At 59.9% G+C, this 18209-nt stretch carries 16 protein-coding genes and 1 pseudogene; 12 read left to right on the top strand and 5 right to left on the bottom strand.

Annotated features, from left to right (window positions below; genetic code table 11):
* Positions 1–11: 11 nt before the first annotated feature.
* From ACYZT0_RS00690 to ACYZT0_RS00680, 3 genes are read right to left on the bottom strand one after another with little or no spacing between them, the layout of a single operon-like run.
* Positions 12–779, bottom strand: a complete 768-nt coding sequence (locus ACYZT0_RS00690; RefSeq protein ID WP_462044217.1) for a heme ABC transporter ATP-binding protein — start codon at positions 777–779, stop codon at positions 12–14.
* Positions 779–1816, bottom strand: a complete 1038-nt coding sequence (locus ACYZT0_RS00685; RefSeq protein ID WP_462044216.1) for a FecCD family ABC transporter permease — start codon at positions 1814–1816, stop codon at positions 779–781. Before ACYZT0_RS00685 ends, ACYZT0_RS00690 begins: the two co-directional genes overlap by 1 nt.
* Complete coding sequence (locus ACYZT0_RS00680) at positions 1813–2685, bottom strand: heme/hemin ABC transporter substrate-binding protein (RefSeq protein WP_462044215.1); 873 nt, start codon at positions 2683–2685, stop codon at positions 1813–1815. The genes ACYZT0_RS00685 and ACYZT0_RS00680 overlap by 4 nt, the downstream gene beginning before the upstream one ends.
* Before the next feature lie 166 nt (positions 2686–2851).
* Here ACYZT0_RS00680 and ACYZT0_RS00675 point away from each other — a divergent pair, with 166 nt between their 5' ends.
* Entirely contained in the window at positions 2852–3169 is a 318-nt protein-coding gene (locus ACYZT0_RS00675; protein ID WP_462044214.1) for a Rieske (2Fe-2S) protein, read from the top strand.
* Here ACYZT0_RS00675 and sfsA read toward each other — a convergent pair.
* Entirely contained in the window at positions 3166–3879 is a 714-nt protein-coding gene (gene sfsA, locus ACYZT0_RS00670) for a DNA/RNA nuclease SfsA (RefSeq protein ID WP_462044213.1), read from the bottom strand. The genes ACYZT0_RS00675 and sfsA overlap by 4 nt on opposite strands.
* The gene (locus ACYZT0_RS00665) at positions 3879–5051 is read right to left on the bottom strand and encodes a pyridoxal phosphate-dependent aminotransferase (RefSeq protein WP_462044212.1); all 1173 of its coding nucleotides are present in this window, start codon (positions 5049–5051) and stop codon (positions 3879–3881) included. The genes sfsA and ACYZT0_RS00665 overlap by 1 nt, the downstream gene beginning before the upstream one ends.
* A gap of 332 nt (positions 5052–5383) precedes the next feature.
* On the opposite strand from ACYZT0_RS00665, the gene dksA reads away from it, so the two are divergent.
* The 11 genes and pseudogenes from dksA to pgi all read left to right on the top strand — a co-directional run bounded on the left by dksA (position 5384) and on the right by pgi (position 18178).
* Positions 5384–5824: an RNA polymerase-binding protein DksA gene (gene dksA / locus ACYZT0_RS00660; RefSeq protein WP_045059401.1), complete on the top strand. Its 441-nt coding sequence runs from the start codon at positions 5384–5386 to the stop codon at positions 5822–5824.
* A 177-nt stretch (positions 5825–6001) separates the two neighbouring features.
* A complete protein-coding gene (gluQRS, locus tag ACYZT0_RS00655) occupies positions 6002–6898 on the top strand; it encodes a tRNA glutamyl-Q(34) synthetase GluQRS (RefSeq protein WP_462044211.1) in 897 nt (298 codons plus the stop codon).
* A gap of 77 nt (positions 6899–6975) precedes the next feature.
* Entirely contained in the window at positions 6976–7152 is a 177-nt protein-coding gene (locus tag ACYZT0_RS00650) for a hypothetical protein (RefSeq protein WP_003176118.1), read from the top strand.
* A complete protein-coding gene (locus tag ACYZT0_RS00645) occupies positions 7136–10090 on the top strand; it encodes a sensor histidine kinase (protein ID WP_462044210.1) in 2955 nt (984 codons plus the stop codon). Before ACYZT0_RS00650 ends, ACYZT0_RS00645 begins: the two co-directional genes overlap by 17 nt.
* A 22-nt stretch (positions 10091–10112) precedes the next feature.
* On the top strand, positions 10113–11549 hold the full coding sequence (locus ACYZT0_RS00640; RefSeq protein WP_462044209.1) for a sigma-54-dependent transcriptional regulator: 1437 nt from the start codon (positions 10113–10115) through the stop codon (positions 11547–11549).
* Positions 11550–12259: 710 nt separating this feature from the next.
* Positions 12260–13660: a polynucleotide adenylyltransferase PcnB gene (locus ACYZT0_RS00635; RefSeq protein WP_462044208.1), complete on the top strand. Its 1401-nt coding sequence runs from the start codon at positions 12260–12262 to the stop codon at positions 13658–13660.
* 3 nt (positions 13661–13663) lie between these two features.
* Positions 13664–14170: a 2-amino-4-hydroxy-6-hydroxymethyldihydropteridine diphosphokinase gene (folK, locus tag ACYZT0_RS00630; protein ID WP_462044207.1), complete on the top strand. Its 507-nt coding sequence runs from the start codon at positions 13664–13666 to the stop codon at positions 14168–14170.
* A gap of 289 nt (positions 14171–14459) precedes the next feature.
* Entirely contained in the window at positions 14460–15260 is an 801-nt protein-coding gene (panB, locus tag ACYZT0_RS00625) for a 3-methyl-2-oxobutanoate hydroxymethyltransferase (RefSeq protein WP_462044206.1), read from the top strand.
* On the top strand, positions 15257–16117 hold the full coding sequence (panC, locus tag ACYZT0_RS00620; protein WP_462044205.1) for a pantoate--beta-alanine ligase: 861 nt from the start codon (positions 15257–15259) through the stop codon (positions 16115–16117). Before panB ends, panC begins: the two co-directional genes overlap by 4 nt.
* A gap of 89 nt (positions 16118–16206) precedes the next feature.
* Positions 16207–16284, top strand: a pseudogene (locus ACYZT0_RS00615) (aspartate 1-decarboxylase); the annotation flags it as partial.
* Positions 16285–16513: 229 nt separating this feature from the next.
* Positions 16514–18178 carry a glucose-6-phosphate isomerase gene (gene pgi / locus ACYZT0_RS00610; protein WP_462044204.1) on the top strand — a complete coding sequence of 555 codons (1665 nt, stop codon included), beginning with the start codon at positions 16514–16516 and terminating at the stop codon, positions 18176–18178.
* Positions 18179–18209: the final 31 nt, after the last annotated feature.

Below are 18209 nucleotides of genomic sequence, written 5' to 3'. Positions count from 1 at the left end.
CTATAAAAAGCTCAGCGGGCGATGATCAGCGGATGCCCACGCTCCGGGTGCTGCTGCACCAGCACTTCCAGCCCGAACACTGCCTTGAGTGGTTCCGGGCGCAACACCTGCTCCGGGACATCGAGCGCCACCGGGCGCCCACTTTCGAGCAGTAACAGGCGATCACAATAGCGCGCTGCCAGGTTCAAATCATGCAGGATCACCAGCACCGCCGCGCCGCGATTGGCGAGCTCGCGTACGGCTTGCAACGTGGTGTGCTGATGAAGCGGGTCGAGCATCGACGTCGGCTCATCGAGCAACAACGTTTGCCCTGCTTCGCCCGGCCAAAGCTGCGCCAGAACCCGAGCCAGATGCACCCGCTGACGTTCGCCACCGGACAAAGCCAGATAGCTACGGCCACTCAAATGCTCGGCATCGGCAGCCTGCAATGCGGCGGCGACGATCTCGTCATCGCGAACCCGACCGCTTTGATGGGGCAAGCGGCCCATGCCGACCACTTCTTCGACACGAAAGGCGAAGTCCAGAGTCGACACCTGCGGCAATACCGCCAAACGCTGCGCTCGCGCCGTCCCGGTCCAATCGCTCAACTCGCGCTCGTCGAGCCAAACGCTGCCGAGATCAGCCTTCAATTCACCGCACAAGGCGCCGAGCAAGGTGCTTTTACCGGCACCGTTAGGTCCCAGCACACCGAGGACTTCGCCCGGTTTGAGCTCAAGCGTGATGTCCCTCAGGACAATCTTTCGACCCCGACGGATTTGCAGATTTAGCGTTCGCAACATCAGGCACGTCCTCTGAGCAGCAAATACAGAAAGAACGGCGCACCGATAAATGCCGTGACGATCCCGATCGGCAATTCGGCCGGCGCCAGGGCCAGTCGCGCCACCAGATCGGCAAACAACAACAGACTGGCACCCGCCAAGACTGACGCTGGCAACAACACCCGATGATCGGGACCCGCCAGCAGCCGCACCAGATGCGGCACCACCAGACCGACAAACCCGATCATCCCCGCGGCTGCCACCGCTGCACCCACACCCAGCGCCGTACAGAACACCAGTTCACGCTTGAGCCTTTCGACGTCGATGCCCAAGTGACCGGCCTCCGACTCACCCAGCAACAACGCATTCAAGGCCTTGGCCCGGCGCGGCAGCCACAACGCCACGCCGGCACTGATCAACAGCAACGGCCAGAGCCGCGAATAGCTGGCGCCATTGAGGCTGCCCAGGTTCCAGAACGTCAGGGTGCGCAACGTCGCGTCATCCGCCAGATAGGTGAACAGCCCCACGGCGGAGCCGGCCAGCGCAGTCAACGCAATACCCGCCAGCAACATGGTTGCGACGTTGGTCTGCCCGTTGCGCCGACCCAGTCGATACACCAGCGCCGTCACGCCGAGCCCGCCGAGAAATGCGCACAGCGATAACAGATAAGGCCCGAAGGCTTCAGGCAGACCGCCGAACACAGAACCACCGACGATCGCAATGGCCGCGCCCAGTGCCGCCCCGCTGGAGACGCCGACCAGCCCCGGATCGGCCAGAGGATTACGAAACAACCCCTGCATCGCCACACCGGACAATGCCAACACCCCTCCCACGGCCAAACCCAACAAGGTTCGCGGCAAGCGAATCTGCCCGAGGATCAGCTCGGCCTGCTCCAGTCCGTCGGGCGCGATCGGCACCCCCACCAGCCGCAGGGCTGCACGCAAGGTGTCGAACAACGGCAGGCTCACCGGCCCAAGCGCCAACGACAGCCAGATGGCCAAGACACACAGCAGGATCAGACCAACGAATAAAGCGCGGGGTTTAACCAGGATGGTCATTGGCCGGCCGAACCGGGGTAGAAAGCGTCAGACAGTATTTTCAACGCCTCGGGTAACCGCGGCCCCAAGCCCCCCACCAACAAGGTCGGATCAAGCTCCATGACTCGCCCGTCCTTGGCCGCGCGGGTCGAGGACAGGATCGGGTTCTCCTTGAACAACGCCGCACGGGCCGCATCGCCGGTCAGTGCACGATCGGCAAACACCAGCACCTCGGGATCCAGACTGACCAGGGATTCGACAGAAAAGGGTTTGTAGCCGGTATGCGTGGCCAGATTGTGCCCACCGGCCTGTTGCAGCAACCAATCGGCAGCGGTGTCCTTGCCGGCGATGAGTGGTTTGCCGCCGGCATGGCCAAGCAACAAAAGCACGCCCGGCGATTGTTGTTTCAACTGTGCCCGAGTAACCCGGACCAGTTGCTGATCGAGTTGCTGTTGATACGTCTGAAACAATTGTGAGGCCTGATCTTCAGCCCCGAGCAACAAGCCCAGATGCTGCAAATTGCTCTGCAAGGTCGGCAGATCCGGCTGGGCCGAGAACAGTTCGATCTGCACACCCGCACTGCGAAGCTGCGAAAGCACCGGTGGGGGTCCCATTTCCTCGGTGCCGACCAGAATTTGCGGGCGTAAGCTCAAGATGCCCTCCGCCGACAATTGCCTCTGATACCCGATGCTCGGCAATGCCTTGAGCGATTCAGGATGCTGACTGGTGGTATCGACACCGACCAGTTTCGATTCTCCGCCCAGTGCACTGATCCACTCCGACAAAGCACCACCGGCACTGACCCAACGTTGAGGTAACTCGGCCGTTGCGGCGTGGTGGCTGACGAGGAGTCCGACACAGAGCGCAGCAACGCGGGTACTCAGGCGCATAAACGGCTTCCTTTAAAGGTTTTCTCGGGCATCGAGATGACAGGCCAAGTATCCTCGGCCTCTGGCACCTGAACCCGACAGGCAAGGCGGCCATTTGATAATTGTTTGCATTTGAACGTCAAGCTCGGACATATCCAGTCACGAGCCGCCGGACTTGAGGATAGACATGAAGTTTCTTTGTGCAGGCGCTGAGCTGGCCGATGCCAGTAGCCGCGGCTTCGACATCGACGGCCAGAAGCTCTTTGCCGTGCGCCGTGGCGGTCAGGTTTACGTCTACATCAATCGCTGCCCGCACCGTGGTGTCGGACTGGAATGGAAACCCGACCAGTTTCTCGACCCCAGCAATAGCTTGATCCAGTGCGCAACCCACGGCGCACTGTTTCTGATCGAAGACGGGGAATGCGTCGCCGGCCCTTGTGCCGGGCAGTCCCTGACCACCGTCGCCTGCCGCGAAGACAAGCAAGGGATCTGGATCGGCCTTTAGCCGTTCAGCAACACATCCAAACGCCGATCGACCACCATCTCTTCGTGGGTCAAGTGCACGCCATAGGCCAGCACCTCGACTCCACACGACACCGCCTCACGCAAGGCTGCGGCGTAGGCCGAATCGATTTCTTCTGCAGGACGTACGGCGTCGATGCCGGCGAGATTGACGCAATACAACTGCACCGCACGAATTCCGTCCCGAGCCAAATGCGCCAATTCGCGCAAATGCTTGGCCCCGCGCTGGGTCACTGCATCAGGAAACGCCGCCACCGAAGAACCATCGAAGCCCAGAGTGACGCTTTTAACTTCCACATAAGCCGGCCCGCTCGGGTAATCGAGACGGAAATCGATGCGGCTGCTTTCCTGACCGTAGGCCACTTCACGTTTCAGCTCGGTAAAGCCGTTCAGTTCAGTGATGACTCCTGCCCGCAGCGCTTCTTCGATCAGACCGTTGGCCCGCCCGGTGTTCACGCAAAACAAGCGTCCCTGCGGCGTTATGCCGATTTCCCAAGTGCCGGGCAACTTGCGCTTGGGATCGTTGGAACGGCTGAACCAGACTTGCCCGCCCTCCACCTGGCAATTGAGCATCGAGCCGGTGTTCGGGCAGTGAATGGTCAGCAACTCGCCGCTAACGGTTTCGATATCGGCAAGAAAACGCTTGTAACGACGAATCAAACGGCCTTCTTCGAGGGGAGGATGAAAGCGCATCAGCCTTGCCAGCTCTTCAAGCCGCGAGCAATCCTCTCGACCGCCTCCTGTAGGCGCGGAAGACTTTGGGTGTAGGCAAACCGCACGTGATGCCCGGCCTGATAACGGCCAAAGTCCAGACCGGGGGTAATCGCCACATGCTCGGTTTCGAGGAAATGCCGGCAGAACGCGAAGGCATCGCCGCCGAACTTGCTGATATCAGCGTACAAGTAGAACGCGCCCTCCGGCTCCACGGCGATACCAAAGCCGAGTTCACGCAAGGCCGGCAGCAGGAAGTCCCGGCGTCGACCAAATTCGGCGCGACGCTCTTCTAGAATGGCAATGGTCGCGGGTTCAAAGCACGCCAACGCGGCGTGCTGGGCCATGCTCGGGGCGCTGATGTAGAGGTTCTGGGCGAGTTTCTCCAGCTCACCGACCGCCGCTTCCGGCGCCACCAGCCAACCAAGGCGCCAGCCGGTCATGCCGAAATACTTGGAAAAACTATTGAGGACGAAGGCGCTGTCATCGACTTCCAGAACACTGGCGGCATCGGTGCCGTAAGTCAGGCCATGATAGATCTCGTCCACTACCAGATGACCGTGGCGCTCCTTGATCGCGGCAGACAAGCCCGCCAGCTCATCGCGAGTCAAAATTGTCCCGGTCGGGTTGGCTGGCGAAGCCACCAAGGCGCCGACGCTGTCGTGATCCCAATGGCGGGCCACCAGATCCGGCGTCAGCTGATAGCGCACGTCCGGCCCCACAGGGACAAGCTGCGCTGCGCCTTCGACCAACCGCAGAAAATGCCGGTTGCAGGGATAGCCTGGGTCCGCCAGCAGCCAGTGCTTGCCCGGGTCCACCAACAAAGCGCTGGCCAGCAGCAAAGCGCCAGAACCGCCAGGGGTGATGAGGATTCGCTGCGGGTCGATGCTCAAGCCATAACGCTGCTGATAAAAGCCTGAAATGGCCTCACGCAACTCGGGAATGCCCCGCGCGGCGGTGTAACGGGTCTTCCCCGCCGTCAGGGCGGCCTGGCCGGCCTGGATGATCGGCTCGGCGGTGGTGAAGTCCGGTTCGCCGATTTCCAGGTGGATCACGTCGTGGCCAGCCGCTTGCAGTTCATTGGCCCGCGCCAGCAGCGCCATGACATGGAAAGGTTCGATCGCACGACTGCGGGCACTGTAGGGCTGAGCCATTAGCCTTCCTTCAACGGGAAAAAAATTGATTCTACCCAAGCGCAGGAACGAGCGAGAACCTAAAGCGGTCAGACGCGTTATAACCCTGGCCACAAACGACCCGAGCGTGTGCCCCAGGTTTGACTAAAATCAATATTTGATCAGGTCTCCAGCACCGCCAGACAAGGCTTTGCAATCATTTGCAAGCACAGCGGGCCACTACCTCGACATCCGGGAGTAGCGCGGTCCGATTTGATCTGGTAAGTTCGCCCGCTTGCAGCCGCAGGGCCGGCAGGTGTCGGTGATGGAGCAATCCTGCGCAATGGATTACAAGAGTAGAGGCGGTCCATTTCATGCCCACCCAAGCAAAGCAGCAAAACCAGTCGATCAGCGGCTTCGAACCCTACCAGGCAGTAAAGGGCGAGGAGTACATGGGCAAGCCCATGCGCGCTCACTTCACCAAGATCCTGAATAAGTGGAAACAGGACTTGATGCAGGAAGTCGACCGCACGGTTGATCACATGAAAGACGAAGCGGCCAATTTCCCGGACCCGGCAGACCGTGCCAGCCAGGAAGAAGAATTCAGCCTCGAGCTGCGTGCCCGTGACCGCGAGCGCAAGTTGATCAAGAAAATCGACAAGACGCTGCAATTGATCGAAGACGAAGAATACGGCTGGTGCGAGTCCTGCGGCGTCGAAATTGGCGTCAAGCGACTGGAAGCCCGCCCTACCGCCGACATGTGCGTTGACTGCAAGACCCTGGCGGAAATCAAGGAAAAGCAAGTCGGCAAGTAATCTCGACTTGAACGAAAAACGGAGCGTGCGAACGCTCCGTTTTTGTTTTTGTGGGAGCGAGCCTGCTCGCGAAGGGGCCATCAGCTTCAATATTAATGTTGACTGACACACCGCTTTCGCGAGCAGGCTCGCTCCCACAGGTGACTTGCGCACGCCCGGACAACGTAAATTGCACTTATGACCGCCATCGCTTCCCCCACCTACATCGGGCGCTTCGCCCCCACGCCCAGTGGACATCTGCATTTCGGTTCGCTGGTCGCAGCGCTGGCCTCGTACCTCGACGCGCGCTCGGTGGGGGGCCGCTGGCTGATGCGCATGGAAGATCTCGATCCACCTCGGGAAGAACCTGGTGCTCAAGCGGCGATCCTTAAAGCCCTGGAAAGCTACGGTTTCGAGTGGGATGGCGAAATGGTCCGACAGAGTGACCGGCACGCTGCCTACGCCGAAGTCCTCAACCGCCTGTTCAATCACGGTCTGGCCTACGCGTGCACCTGTTCGCGCAAAACACTTGCGCCCTATCACGGGATTTATCCAGGACTGTGCCGCAATGCCGGCCACGGCACTGAAGATGCCGCGATTCGCCTGCGCGTCCCCGAGTTGGAATACCACTTCATCGATCGGGTGCAAGGCGAATACCGCCAACACCTGGGCAGGGACGTCGGCGATTTCGTGATCCGCCGCCGTGACGGGTTCTACGCCTATCAACTGGCGGTGGTGCTGGACGATGCCTGGCAAGGCATCACCGACATTGTTCGTGGCGCCGACCTGCTCGACTCCACACCGCGCCAGCTCTACCTGCAGGAACTACTCGGCCTGCCGCAACCGCGCTACTTGCATATCCCGCTGATTACCCAGCCCGATGGCAACAAACTCGGCAAGTCCTACCGTTCGCCGCCGTTGACCGAAGATGAGGCGACCCCCTTGTTGCTGCGTGCGTTGCGCGCGCTGGGACAGAACCCCGGTGCCGAGCTGGCTTACGCCACACCACGGGAAGTGCTGAACTGGGGCATTGCGCACTGGGATGCATTATTGATCCCGCGCACACTTAACCTGCCCGAAGCGCAACTTCAGTGATCACACTTGCAGTGGCGCGCCCATCCGTTACCATCGCCGCACGTTTTCGGGCACGCGCATAAAAAAGAGAGGCCGGGATGTACATCTATCGCTTGGTCCTGCTCCTGGTAGTGGGGATTTATCTGTTCTCCCCGGCCATCATGGATTGGTGGATCGACGCCACTGGCGCCTGGTATCGCCCTTATCTGCTCTGGCTGATTCTGATCGTCGTGACCTTCATCCTGCAGAGCCAAAAAGATGCCGATGAGCTTTAGCCTGACCCAGATGATCCTGATCAGCGCCGCGTACCTGGCGGTGCTGTTCGGCGTAGCCTGGGTCAGCGAACGGGGCATGATCCCCCGCGCGATTATTCGCCACCCGCTGACGTACACCCTGTCGCTGGGCGTTTACGCCAGTGCCTGGGCGTTTTACGGCACGGTGGGCCTGGCCTATCAATACGGCTACGGCTTTTTGTCCAGTTACCTCGGGGTGTCCGGTGCGTTCCTGCTGGCGCCGGTGCTTTTGTATCCGATCCTGAAAATCACCCGCACGTATCAGCTGTCGTCGCTGGCCGATCTGTTCGCCTTCCGCTTTCGCAGCACCTGGGCCGGTGCGCTGACCACGATCTTCATGCTGATTGGCGTGCTACCGCTGCTGGCCTTGCAAATTCAAGCGGTCGCCGACTCCATCGGCATTCTCACCCGCGAGCCGGTGCAACATCGCGTGGCGCTGAGCTTCTGCGCACTGATTACGCTGTTCACGATTTTCTTTGGCTCGCGCCACATCGCCACCCGCGAGAAACACGAAGGCCTGGTGTTCGCGATTGCTTTCGAGTCGGTGATCAAACTGATCGCCATTGGCAGCGTCGGCCTGTATGCCCTTTATGGCGTGTTCGACGGCCCGCAACAGCTGGAACTGTGGCTGCTGCAAAACCAGACCGCCCTCGCTGCCCTGCACACACCGTTGCAGGAAGGTCCATGGCGTACGTTGCTGCTGGTGTTCTTCGCCTCGGCGATCGTGATGCCGCACATGTACCACATGACGTTTACCGAAAACCTCAACCCGCGCTCGCTGGTCAGTGCGAGCTGGGGCTTGCCGCTGTTTCTGCTGCTGATGAGCCTGGCAGTACCGCTGATTCTCTGGGCCGGGCTGAAACTGGGCGCCACCACCAACCCGGAATACTTCACGCTGGGCATCGGCATCGCGGCCAACAGCAAGGCCCTTGCGCTATTGGCCTATATCGGCGGATTGTCGGCGGCCAGCGGGCTGATCATCGTCACCACCCTGGCGCTGTCCGGGATGGCCCTGAACCACTTGGTGCTGCCGCTCTATCAGCCGCCGGCCGAAGGCAACATCTATCGCTGGCTAAAGTGGACCCGTCGGGCGCTGATCGTTGCGATCATCATGGCCGGTTACGGTTTCTACCTGCTGCTGGGTGCGGAACAGGATCTGGCGAATCTGGGTATTGTCGCCTTCGTTGCCACCCTGCAATTCCTGCCGGGCGTGCTGTCGGTACTGTACTGGCCGACCGCCAACCGCCGTGGCTTTATCGCCGGTTTGCTCGCGGGGATTCTGGTATGGATGGTGACCATGCTGCTGCCACTGGTGGGCAATCTGCAGGGTTTCTACATTCCGCTGCTGAACATGATCTACGTACTGGACGACACCAGTTGGCACATGGCGGCGATCGCATCGCTGGCGGCTAACGTGCTGATGTTCACCCTGATCTCGCTGTTCACCAACGCCAGCAGCGAAGAGGCCAGCGCGGCGGAAGCCTGCGCCGTGGACAACGTGCGCCGGCCGCAACGCCGCGAACTGCACGCCGCCTCACCCCAGGAGTTCGCCACGCAGCTTGCAAAACCATTGGGTGCCAAGGCGGCACAGAAAGAAGTCGAACAAGCCCTGCGCGACCTCTATCTGCCTTTCGATGAGCGCCGACCTTACGCCTTGCGCCGATTGCGCGACCGTATCGAAGCCAACCTTTCCGGCCTGATGGGGCCGAGCGTGGCTCAGGACATGGTCGAGACATTCTTGCCTTATAAGGCCGGTGGCGAAAACTACGTCACCGAAGACATCCACTTCATCGAAAGTCGCCTCGAGGATTACCACTCGCGCCTGACCGGACTTGCCGCCGAACTCGATGCCCTGCGCCGCTATCACCGCCAGACTTTGCAGGAGTTGCCGATGGGCGTTTGCTCACTGGCCAAGGACCAAGAAATCCTCATGTGGAACAAAGCCATGGAGGAGCTGACCGGGATTGCCGCGCAGCGTGTGGTCGGTTCGCGCCTGAGCACCATCGCCGATCCGTGGAAAGAGCTGCTGCAAGGCTTCATCAATCTGCCGGACGAGCATTTGCACAAACAGCACCTGGCCCTCGACGGCCAGACCCGCTGGTTGAACCTGCACAAAGCGGCGATCGATGAACCGCTCGCACCGGGTAACAGCGGTTTGGTGTTGTTGGTAGAAGACCTGACCGAAACCCAGATGCTCGAAGACAAACTGGTGCACTCCGAGCGTTTGGCGAGTATCGGCCGACTGGCCGCCGGCGTGGCCCATGAAATCGGCAACCCGATCACCGGCATCGCCTGCCTGGCGCAGAACCTGCGCGAAGAGCGCGAAGAAGACAGCGAACTGAAGGAAATCAGCGGGCAGATCCTTGAGCAGACCAAACGCGTGTCGCGTATCGTTCAGTCGCTGATGAGCTTCGCCCACGCTGGCAGTCATCAGCACAGCGACGAGCCCGTCTGTCTGGCGGAAGTGGCCCAGGATGCGATAGGCCTGCTGGCCTTGAACCGACGTAATTTCGAAGTGCAGTTCTACAACCTGTGCGACCCCGATCACTGGGTCGAAGGCGACCCGCAGCGACTCGCACAAGTACTGATCAACCTGCTCTCAAACGCCCGCGATGCCTCGCCTCCCGGCAGTGCGGTACGCGTCAAAAGCGAAGCCGGCGAACACACGGTCGACTTGATCGTGGAAGACGAAGGCAGCGGTATTCCGAAGAACATCATGGATAGATTGTTCGAACCTTTCTTCACCACCAAGGATCCTGGCGAAGGCACCGGTCTGGGCCTTGCACTGGTCTATTCCATCGTTGAAGAGCATTATGGACAAATCACCATCGACAGCCCGGCTGATGTTCAAAGCCAACGCGGCACCCGTATCCGGGTGACCTTGCCGCGTCATGTCGAAGCGACGTCCGCTGTGAACTGAGACCGTCGAGAGTATCGAATCAATGCCGCACATTTTGATCGTCGAAGACGAAACAATTATCCGCTCCGCCTTGCGCCGCCTGCTGGAACGTAACCAGTACCAGGTCAGCGAAGCCGGTTCAGTGCAGGAAGCACAAGAACGCTTCACCATTCCCACGTTCGACCTGATCGTCAGCGACTTGCGCCTGCCTGGCGCGCCTGGCACCGAGTTGATCAAACTCGGCCAAGGCACTCCGGTGCTGATCATGACCAGCTACGCCAGCCTGCGTTCGGCAGTCGACTCGATGAAGATGGGCGCGGTGGATTACATCGCCAAGCCTTTCGATCACGACGAAATGCTCCAGGCCGTCGCGCGAATCCTGCGTGACCGGCAATCAGTGCAAGCCAGCGGTGAACCGGTCGTCGGCAAAGCCGGCAATGGCGCAGCCAAACCGGGTGCCAATAACAGCAACGGCGAAATCGGCATCATCGGCTCCTGCCCACCTATGCAGGATCTGTACAGCAAGATCCGCAAAGTCGCGCCAACCGACTCCAATGTCCTGATCCAGGGCGAATCCGGCACCGGTAAAGAACTGGTCGCGCGCGCCCTGCACAACCTTTCCAAACGCGCCAAGGCGCCGATGATTTCGGTGAACTGCGCGGCCATCCCGGAAAGCCTGATCGAGTCCGAGTTGTTCGGCCACGAAAAAGGCGCGTTCACTGGCGCCAGCGCCGGGCGTGCCGGCCTGGTGGAAGCGGCCGACGGCGGCACCTTGTTCCTCGACGAAATCGGCGAACTGCCACTTGAAGCCCAGGCCCGTCTGCTGCGCGTGCTGCAGGAAGGTGAAATTCGTCGTGTGGGTTCGGTGCAGTCACAGAAAGTCGATGTGCGCCTGATCGCCGCGACTCACCGGGACCTCAAAAGCCTGGCGAAGATCGGACAGTTCCGTGAAGACCTGTATTACCGCCTTCACGTGATTGCCCTGAAACTGCCGGCCCTGCGCGAACGCGGCGCGGACGTCAACGAGATTGCCACCGCATTCCTGGCTCGGCAGAGCGCAAGGGTCAACCGCACCGATCTGAAGTTCGCCCCGGATGCAGAGCAGGCGATTCGTCATTACTCCTGGCCGGGTAACGTGCGAGAGCTGGAAAACGCAGTAGAACGTGCGGTCATCCTGTGCGAGAGCCCGGAAATTTCCGCCGAGCTGCTGGGAATCGACATCGAACTGAGCGATCTGGAAGACGATGACTTCATCGGCCTGGCGCCCCAACAGGGCAACAACACCAGCAACACCAGCCACGAGCCGACCGAGGACCTGTCACTGGAAGACTACTTCCAGCACTTCGTTCTCGAGCATCAGGACCACATGACCGAAACCGAGTTGGCACGCAAACTCGGTGTCAGTCGCAAATGCCTGTGGGAACGCCGTCAGCGCCTGGGCATTCCGCGACGCAAGACCGGGGTGGCCAGCGAGAGCTGAACCTCGCCTGTCTGATGCGCGGGTAACACGTGACATTGTGGAAAAACTGTTACCTCAGATTTTTCACGTAACAGAAGCCGGGGCTTACGGTAACGAAGCCCCGGTTTTTTTTGGCCGCTGAAAATCTCATCAAGCGGCCTAACCCCTTGTTTTGCTAGGCCTCACAAAAGTTGGCACGCACCCTGCTATATGTTTGGTACAAGAACAATAACAAGCAATGCACAAAACAATAAAAATAAGACGAATCGACTCACGCACAATAAAAACAAGACGGCGAGAGGCGCAGCTAACTGATTCTTTTGGAGAGGCGTTGTATTTGGGGCTTGCCCCACGACCAGGCCGAGAACAATAAAAACTGTCACAAGACAGAGCCTGCACTGGTTGGATCGCAAGATCACCGCAACACAGCGACCAAAGCAATCCGTTTGCTCTTGGCTCCCGATTGGGAGGGCCATGAAGGAAAAACTTCATGGCGAGGGCACTCAACAAAAACAAGAAGCCCGAATCAAAAATAAAAATAGAGCACGCAACTACTTTCTTGGGGAGCTTCGGCTCCCCTTGTAGTTTCTGACGTTTAGACACGCCAATCGACATCCCCTTCAAGCGCTTGCGCAGCTTCCTACACCATCCCCCGACTAAATGCTAGAATCCCCGCCCATCATGCGGTCATTCTTCGTTTTGGCCGAACATTCCTTCAAACAGTGCATCCCATGCTGAAGAAGCTGTTCCAGTCATTCCGTTCTACCAAGCGTCATACGCAACACATTCGCAGTACGCCTGAAGTGCTCAACAGCGGCCAACATTCGCTGCAAAAGGCTCAATTCAGTCGCTACGCGGTGAACATCGTCGAACGCCTGCAGAACGCCGGTTACCAGGCATACCTGGTCGGCGGCTGCGTGCGTGACATGCTGCTCGGCATCACGCCAAAAGATTTCGACGTCGCCACCAGTGCCACGCCTGAACAGGTTCGGGCCGAATTCCGCAATGCGCGGATCATCGGTCGACGCTTCAAGCTGGTGCACATCCACTTTGGCCGCGAAATCATTGAAGTGGCGACCTTCCGCGCCAATCACCCGCAAAACGATGAAGAGGAAGACAGCAACCAGTCCTCGCGCAACGAGAGCGGGCGCATCCTGCGCGATAACGTCTACGGCACGCTGGAAGAAGACGCGCAACGCCGCGACTTCACCATCAACGCCTTGTATTACGATCCGGTCAGCGAGCGCATCCTCGACTACGCCAACGGCGTACACGACATCCGCAATCACCTGATCCGCCTGATCGGCGATCCACAGCAACGCTACCAGGAAGACCCGGTACGGATGCTGCGAGCCGTGCGCTTCGCCGCCAAGCTGAATTTCGGCATCGAAAAGCACAGCGCCGCACCAATCCGCGACTTGGCGCCGATGCTGCGCGAGATTCCGTCGGCCCGCCTGTTCGAAGAAGTGCTCAAGCTGTTCCTCTCCGGCCATGCCGCGGACACCTTTGAGATGCTGGTCGACCTGCAGTTGTTCGATCCGCTGTTCCCGGCCAGTGCCGAGGCGCTGGAATACAACCCGACGTACACCCACACGTTGATCAGCGAAGCGCTGATCAACACCGATCTGCGGATCAAACAGAATAAACCGGTGACCCCGGCATTCCTGTTTGCTGCCCTGCTCTGGCCTGCCCTTCCGGCTCGCGTGCTGCGCCTGCAAGAACGTGGCATGCCGCCGATTCCGGCCATGCAGGAAGCCGCTCATGAGCTGATCGCCGAACAGTGCCAACGCATAGCGATTCCGAAACGCTTCACCATGCCGATCCGCGAGATCTGGGACATGCAGGAGCGTCTGCCTCGCCGCAGCGGCAAGCGCGCCGACCTGTTGCTGGACAACCCGCGGTTCCGTGCCGGTTACGACTTCCTGCTGCTGCGCGAAAGCGCTGGTGAGCAGACCGATGGCTTGGGCGAATGGTGGACGGACTATCAGGACGCCAACGACAGCGAACGTCGCGACATGATCCGCGACCTCAGCGGCAAGGATGACGGCACCGGCGCTCCACGCAAACGTCGCCGCAGCGGTGGCGCCAAGCGCAAACGCACCGCAGGCGCACCGAGCACCACGGGCGAGTAATCCATGGAACGCATCTACATCGGCATGGGCAGCAATCTGGCTGACCCCGCCGAACAATTGCGCAGCGCCGTAGAGGCGCTGGCGCAGTTGCCGCAGACCGAACTGATCGGGGTTTCCGCGTTTTATCAGAGCGACTCGCTGCTGCCCGGCCAACCGCGTTACACCAACGCGGTCGCCGCCCTCGACAGCACGCTTGCGCCGCTGGACCTGCTGGACGCGCTGCAAACCATCGAGAACGAACAGGGCCGCGAGCGGGTTGAACGCTGGGGGCCGCGTACGCTGGATCTCGACATCGTGCTGTTCGGTAATCGGCTGATCGACGAACCTCGCCTCAAAGTGCCTCACTACCATATGCAGGAACGAGCTTTCGTTCTCTATCCACTGGCCGAACTGGCGCCTGCGGATTTGCGTTTGGCCGATGGTCGCAGCCTGAGTGATTTGCTCGCCGCCTGCCCGTTCGTCGGGCTGGAGCGCCTTGCGGCGTGTAGGAGCAAGGCTTGCCCGCGATAGGACCGCCTCGGTCTATCAGGTAAACCGCGCTGCCTGCATCGCGAGCAAGCTTTGCTCCTACAGGTGTCCATTCACCCGGTAACACCCCTGGCGTAACAACGCGGTAACACACGCAATTGACTTCCCGAGTTCTCCTCACGACTATAGGCGTCCCGCTGCCGCCAACACGGCGTTGAAGGGCGCAATCCAGGCCTTAAAAGCACGACGACAGACCGTGCGCCTGTATTTAACGAAGAATCACGCGCGTTACTCGCAGTAGTTTCCACAGCGCCTGAATGAGGAACTTTTCATGCCAGCCATCACCCTGACCACTCTGCAAGGTCTCAAGCAAAAAGGTGAAAAAATCACCATGCTGACCTGCTATGACGCGACCTTCGCCCACGCCTGCAATGAGGCGGGTGTCGAAGTGCTGCTGGTGGGCGACTCCCTTGGCATGGTTTTGCAAGGTCACGACAGCACCCTGCCAGTCACCACCGCAGAAATGGCTTACCACGTAGCGGCCGTCAAACGCGGCAACACCGACGCATTGATCCTCGCCGACCTGCCCTTCATGGCCTACGCCACCACCGAACAAGCCATGACCAACAGCGCCCTGTTGATGCAGGCCGGTGCGCACATGGTCAAAGTTGAAGGTGCGCTGTGGCTGGCGGAATCGATCCGCCTGCTGGCCGAACGCGGTATCCCGGTGTGCGCGCACATGGGGCTGACGCCACAATCGGTGAACATTCTGGGCGGTTACAAAGTCCAGGGTCGCAGCGAGAACCAGGCGCGGCAAATGCGTGCCGACGCCATCGCACTGGAGCAGGCCGGTGCATCCATGTTGCTGCTCGAGTGCGTACCGAGCGAACTGGCTCAGGAAATTACCCAGGCTGTGGGCATTCCGGTAATCGGCATCGGCGCCGGCAGTGGCACCGACGGCCAGGTATTGGTTCTGCATGACATGCTCGGCCTGTCAATCACTGGCCGTGTGCCGAAGTTCGTGAAGAATTTCATGGCCGGGCAACAAAACATTCAAGCGGCGATTGGCGCTTACGTCACTGAAGTCAAAGCGGCGACTTTTCCAGGTATCGAACACGGATTCTCTGCATGAACACCGTAAAAACCGTACGCGAATTGCGGGCCGCCGTGGCCCGTGCCCGTAGCGAAGGCAAGCGAATCGGCTTCGTGCCGACCATGGGTAACCTGCACAGCGGTCATGTCGCACTGATTACCAAAGCCACCCAACGGGTGGATTTCGTGGTCGCGAGCATTTTCGTCAACCCGCTGCAGTTCGGCGCCGGCGAAGACCTCGACAAGTACCCGCGCACCCTCGCGGCCGATCAGGAGAAACTGCTCCAAGCCGGTTGCCACTTGCTCTTCACGCCAACCGTTGAAGAAATGTACCCCGACGGCATGGTCGGCCAGACCCGCGTCAGTGTCCCGCAACTCTGCGAAGGCCTCTGCGGCGCCAGCCGTCCCGGCCATTTCGAAGGCGTGGCGACCGTGGTCACCAAGCTGTTCAACATGGTCCAGCCGGACCTGGCAATCTTCGGCCAGAAAGACTTTCAGCAACTGGCGGTGATCCGTGCCCTGGTGCATGACCTGAACATGCCGATCCAGATCATCGGCGAACCGACGGTACGTGCGGCCGATGGCCTGGCGCTGTCGTCGCGCAATGGTTTCCTCAGCGAAGAACAGCGGGCCGTTGCGCCGGCTGTGTATCGCGGTTTGAACCAGATTGCTGACGCGATCAAACAGGGTGAGCGGGATTTCCCGGCCTTGATCGGCGCGCAGATCAAGCAGCTTGAAGCAGCCGGTTTGCGTCCTGACTATCTGGAAATTCGTCATGCCCTGACGTTGCGTCCGGCCACCCCGGAGGATCGGGACCTGGTGATTCTGGCGGCGGCGTTCCTGGGTACTACGCGGTTGATCGATAACCTGCATTTGAACCTCGACGCCCCCGCATAAACCCCACAAATCCCCTGTAGATACTCTGTTCACGGTCAAGCTTTCGCGAGATGTTTTTCGCTAAAAAGCTTGGCCGTATTAAATCTTCTCCAGAACGCATGCTCTACATGGCGCCGGGCAATGAACTGAGCCACACCAGCAATGCCATTCCGGTTCAGGTCGCCTGATCCAGTCTTAGGCCATTCCTCTTCCATTTGTCGGACCGTTCCCTGCTCGATGTATAAAAAAGTACCGGGAACAGGTCAGACAAAGTCAAGACAGATCGCGGCGCGAGGTTTACTGTATTCGCCCTGCGTCATGAAATCGTGTCGACGCAGTTGACCGGACGCCCACCCACCGCGCTCCGGGATTTTTTGTGTTCAAAAGGCCGTTCAAGTAAAAAGGAAACCCGCAGCGATGGCGTATTACCGCACCCCTCACGACGTTACCGCTCTGCCCGCCTGGCAAGCGTTGAATGATCACCGCCAAGCCATGCAAGATTTCAGCATGCGCGAAGCCTTTAATGCTGATCCGCAGCGCTTCACCCAATTCACCCTCAGCAGCTGCGGCCTGTTTCTCGATTATTCGAAAAACCTGATCAACGCCGAGACCCGCGATCTGCTGGTGGGCCTGGCCAACGAAGTCGATCTCCAGGGCGCGATCAAAGCGCTGTTTGAAGGCGAAATCGTCAACGCCTCCGAAGGCCGCCCCGCCTTGCATACCGCGCTACGCCGTCCGGTTGGCGACAAGCTGTCGGTCAATGGCGTCAACGTGATGCCGGAAGTGCACAAGGTCCTGAACCAGATCACTGACCTCGTGGGCCGTATCCACGACGGTCTGTGGCGCGGTTACACCGAGAAACCGATCACTGACGTGGTGAACATTGGCATCGGTGGCTCGTTCCTCGGCCCGGAGCTGGTCTCTGAAGCACTGCTGTCCTACGCCCAGAAGGGCGTGCGCTGCCATTACCTGGCGAACATCGACGGCAGTGAGTTCCACGAACTGACCCTGAAACTGCGTGCCGAAACCACGCTGTTCATCGTTTCGTCGAAATCCTTCAACACCCTCGAAACCCTGAAGAATGCCCAGGCAGCACGCGCCTGGTACCTGGCTCAGGGTGGGTCGGAAGCCGAGCTGTATCGTCACTTCATCGCCGTCTCCAGCAACAATGCAGCGGCTGTGGCATTCGGGATCCGCGAAGAAAACATCTTCCCGATGTGGGACTGGGTTGGCGGCCGTTACTCGTTGTGGTCGGCCATCGGTTTGCCGATTGCCCTGGCCATCGGCATGTCGAACTTCAAGGAACTGCTGTCCGGTGCCTACACCATGGACCAGCACTTCCAGAGCACGCCTTTCGATCAGAACATGCCGGTGCTGCTGGCCTTGCTCGGCATCTGGTATGGCAACTTCTGGGGCGCGCAAAGCCACGCGATCCTGCCGTACGACCATTACCTGCGCAACATCACCAAGCACTTGCAACAGCTGGACATGGAATCCAACGGCAAGAGCGTGCGCCAGGACGGCACTCCGGTGTCCACCGACACGGGTCCCGTAATCTGGGGTGGCGTCGGCTGCAACGGTCAGCATGCGTATCACCAGTTGCTGCATCAGGGCACTCAACTGATCCCGGCCGACTTCATCGTGCCGATCGTCAGCTTCAACCCGGTGTCCGACCACCATCAGTGGCTGTACGCCAACTGCCTGTCCCAAAGCCAGGCGCTGATGCTGGGCAAGACCCTTGCCGAGGCCGAAACCGAGTTGCGCGACAAAGGCATGAGCGAAGAAGACGTGCAGAAACTTGCGCCACACAAGGTGATCCCGGGCAACCGTCCGAGCAATACGTTGGTGGTCGAACGCATCAGCCCGCGTCGTCTCGGCGCATTGGTGGCGATGTACGAACACAAAGTCTTCGTGCAAAGCGTGATCTGGGGCATCAACGCCTTCGACCAGTGGGGCGTGGAGTTGGGCAAAGAGCTGGGCAAAGGCGTCTACAACCGTCTGGTCGGCAGCGAAGAAACTCCGGCTGACGATGCTTCAACCCAAGGCCTGATCAACTACTTCCGCGGTCGTCACCGCGGCTAACGCCATCCCTGTAGGAGCGAACGGTGCGGCG

This window comes from Pseudomonas sp. ZS1P83 (assembly GCF_054897825.1).
This window is presented reverse-complemented; position numbering and strand designations above follow the sequence as displayed.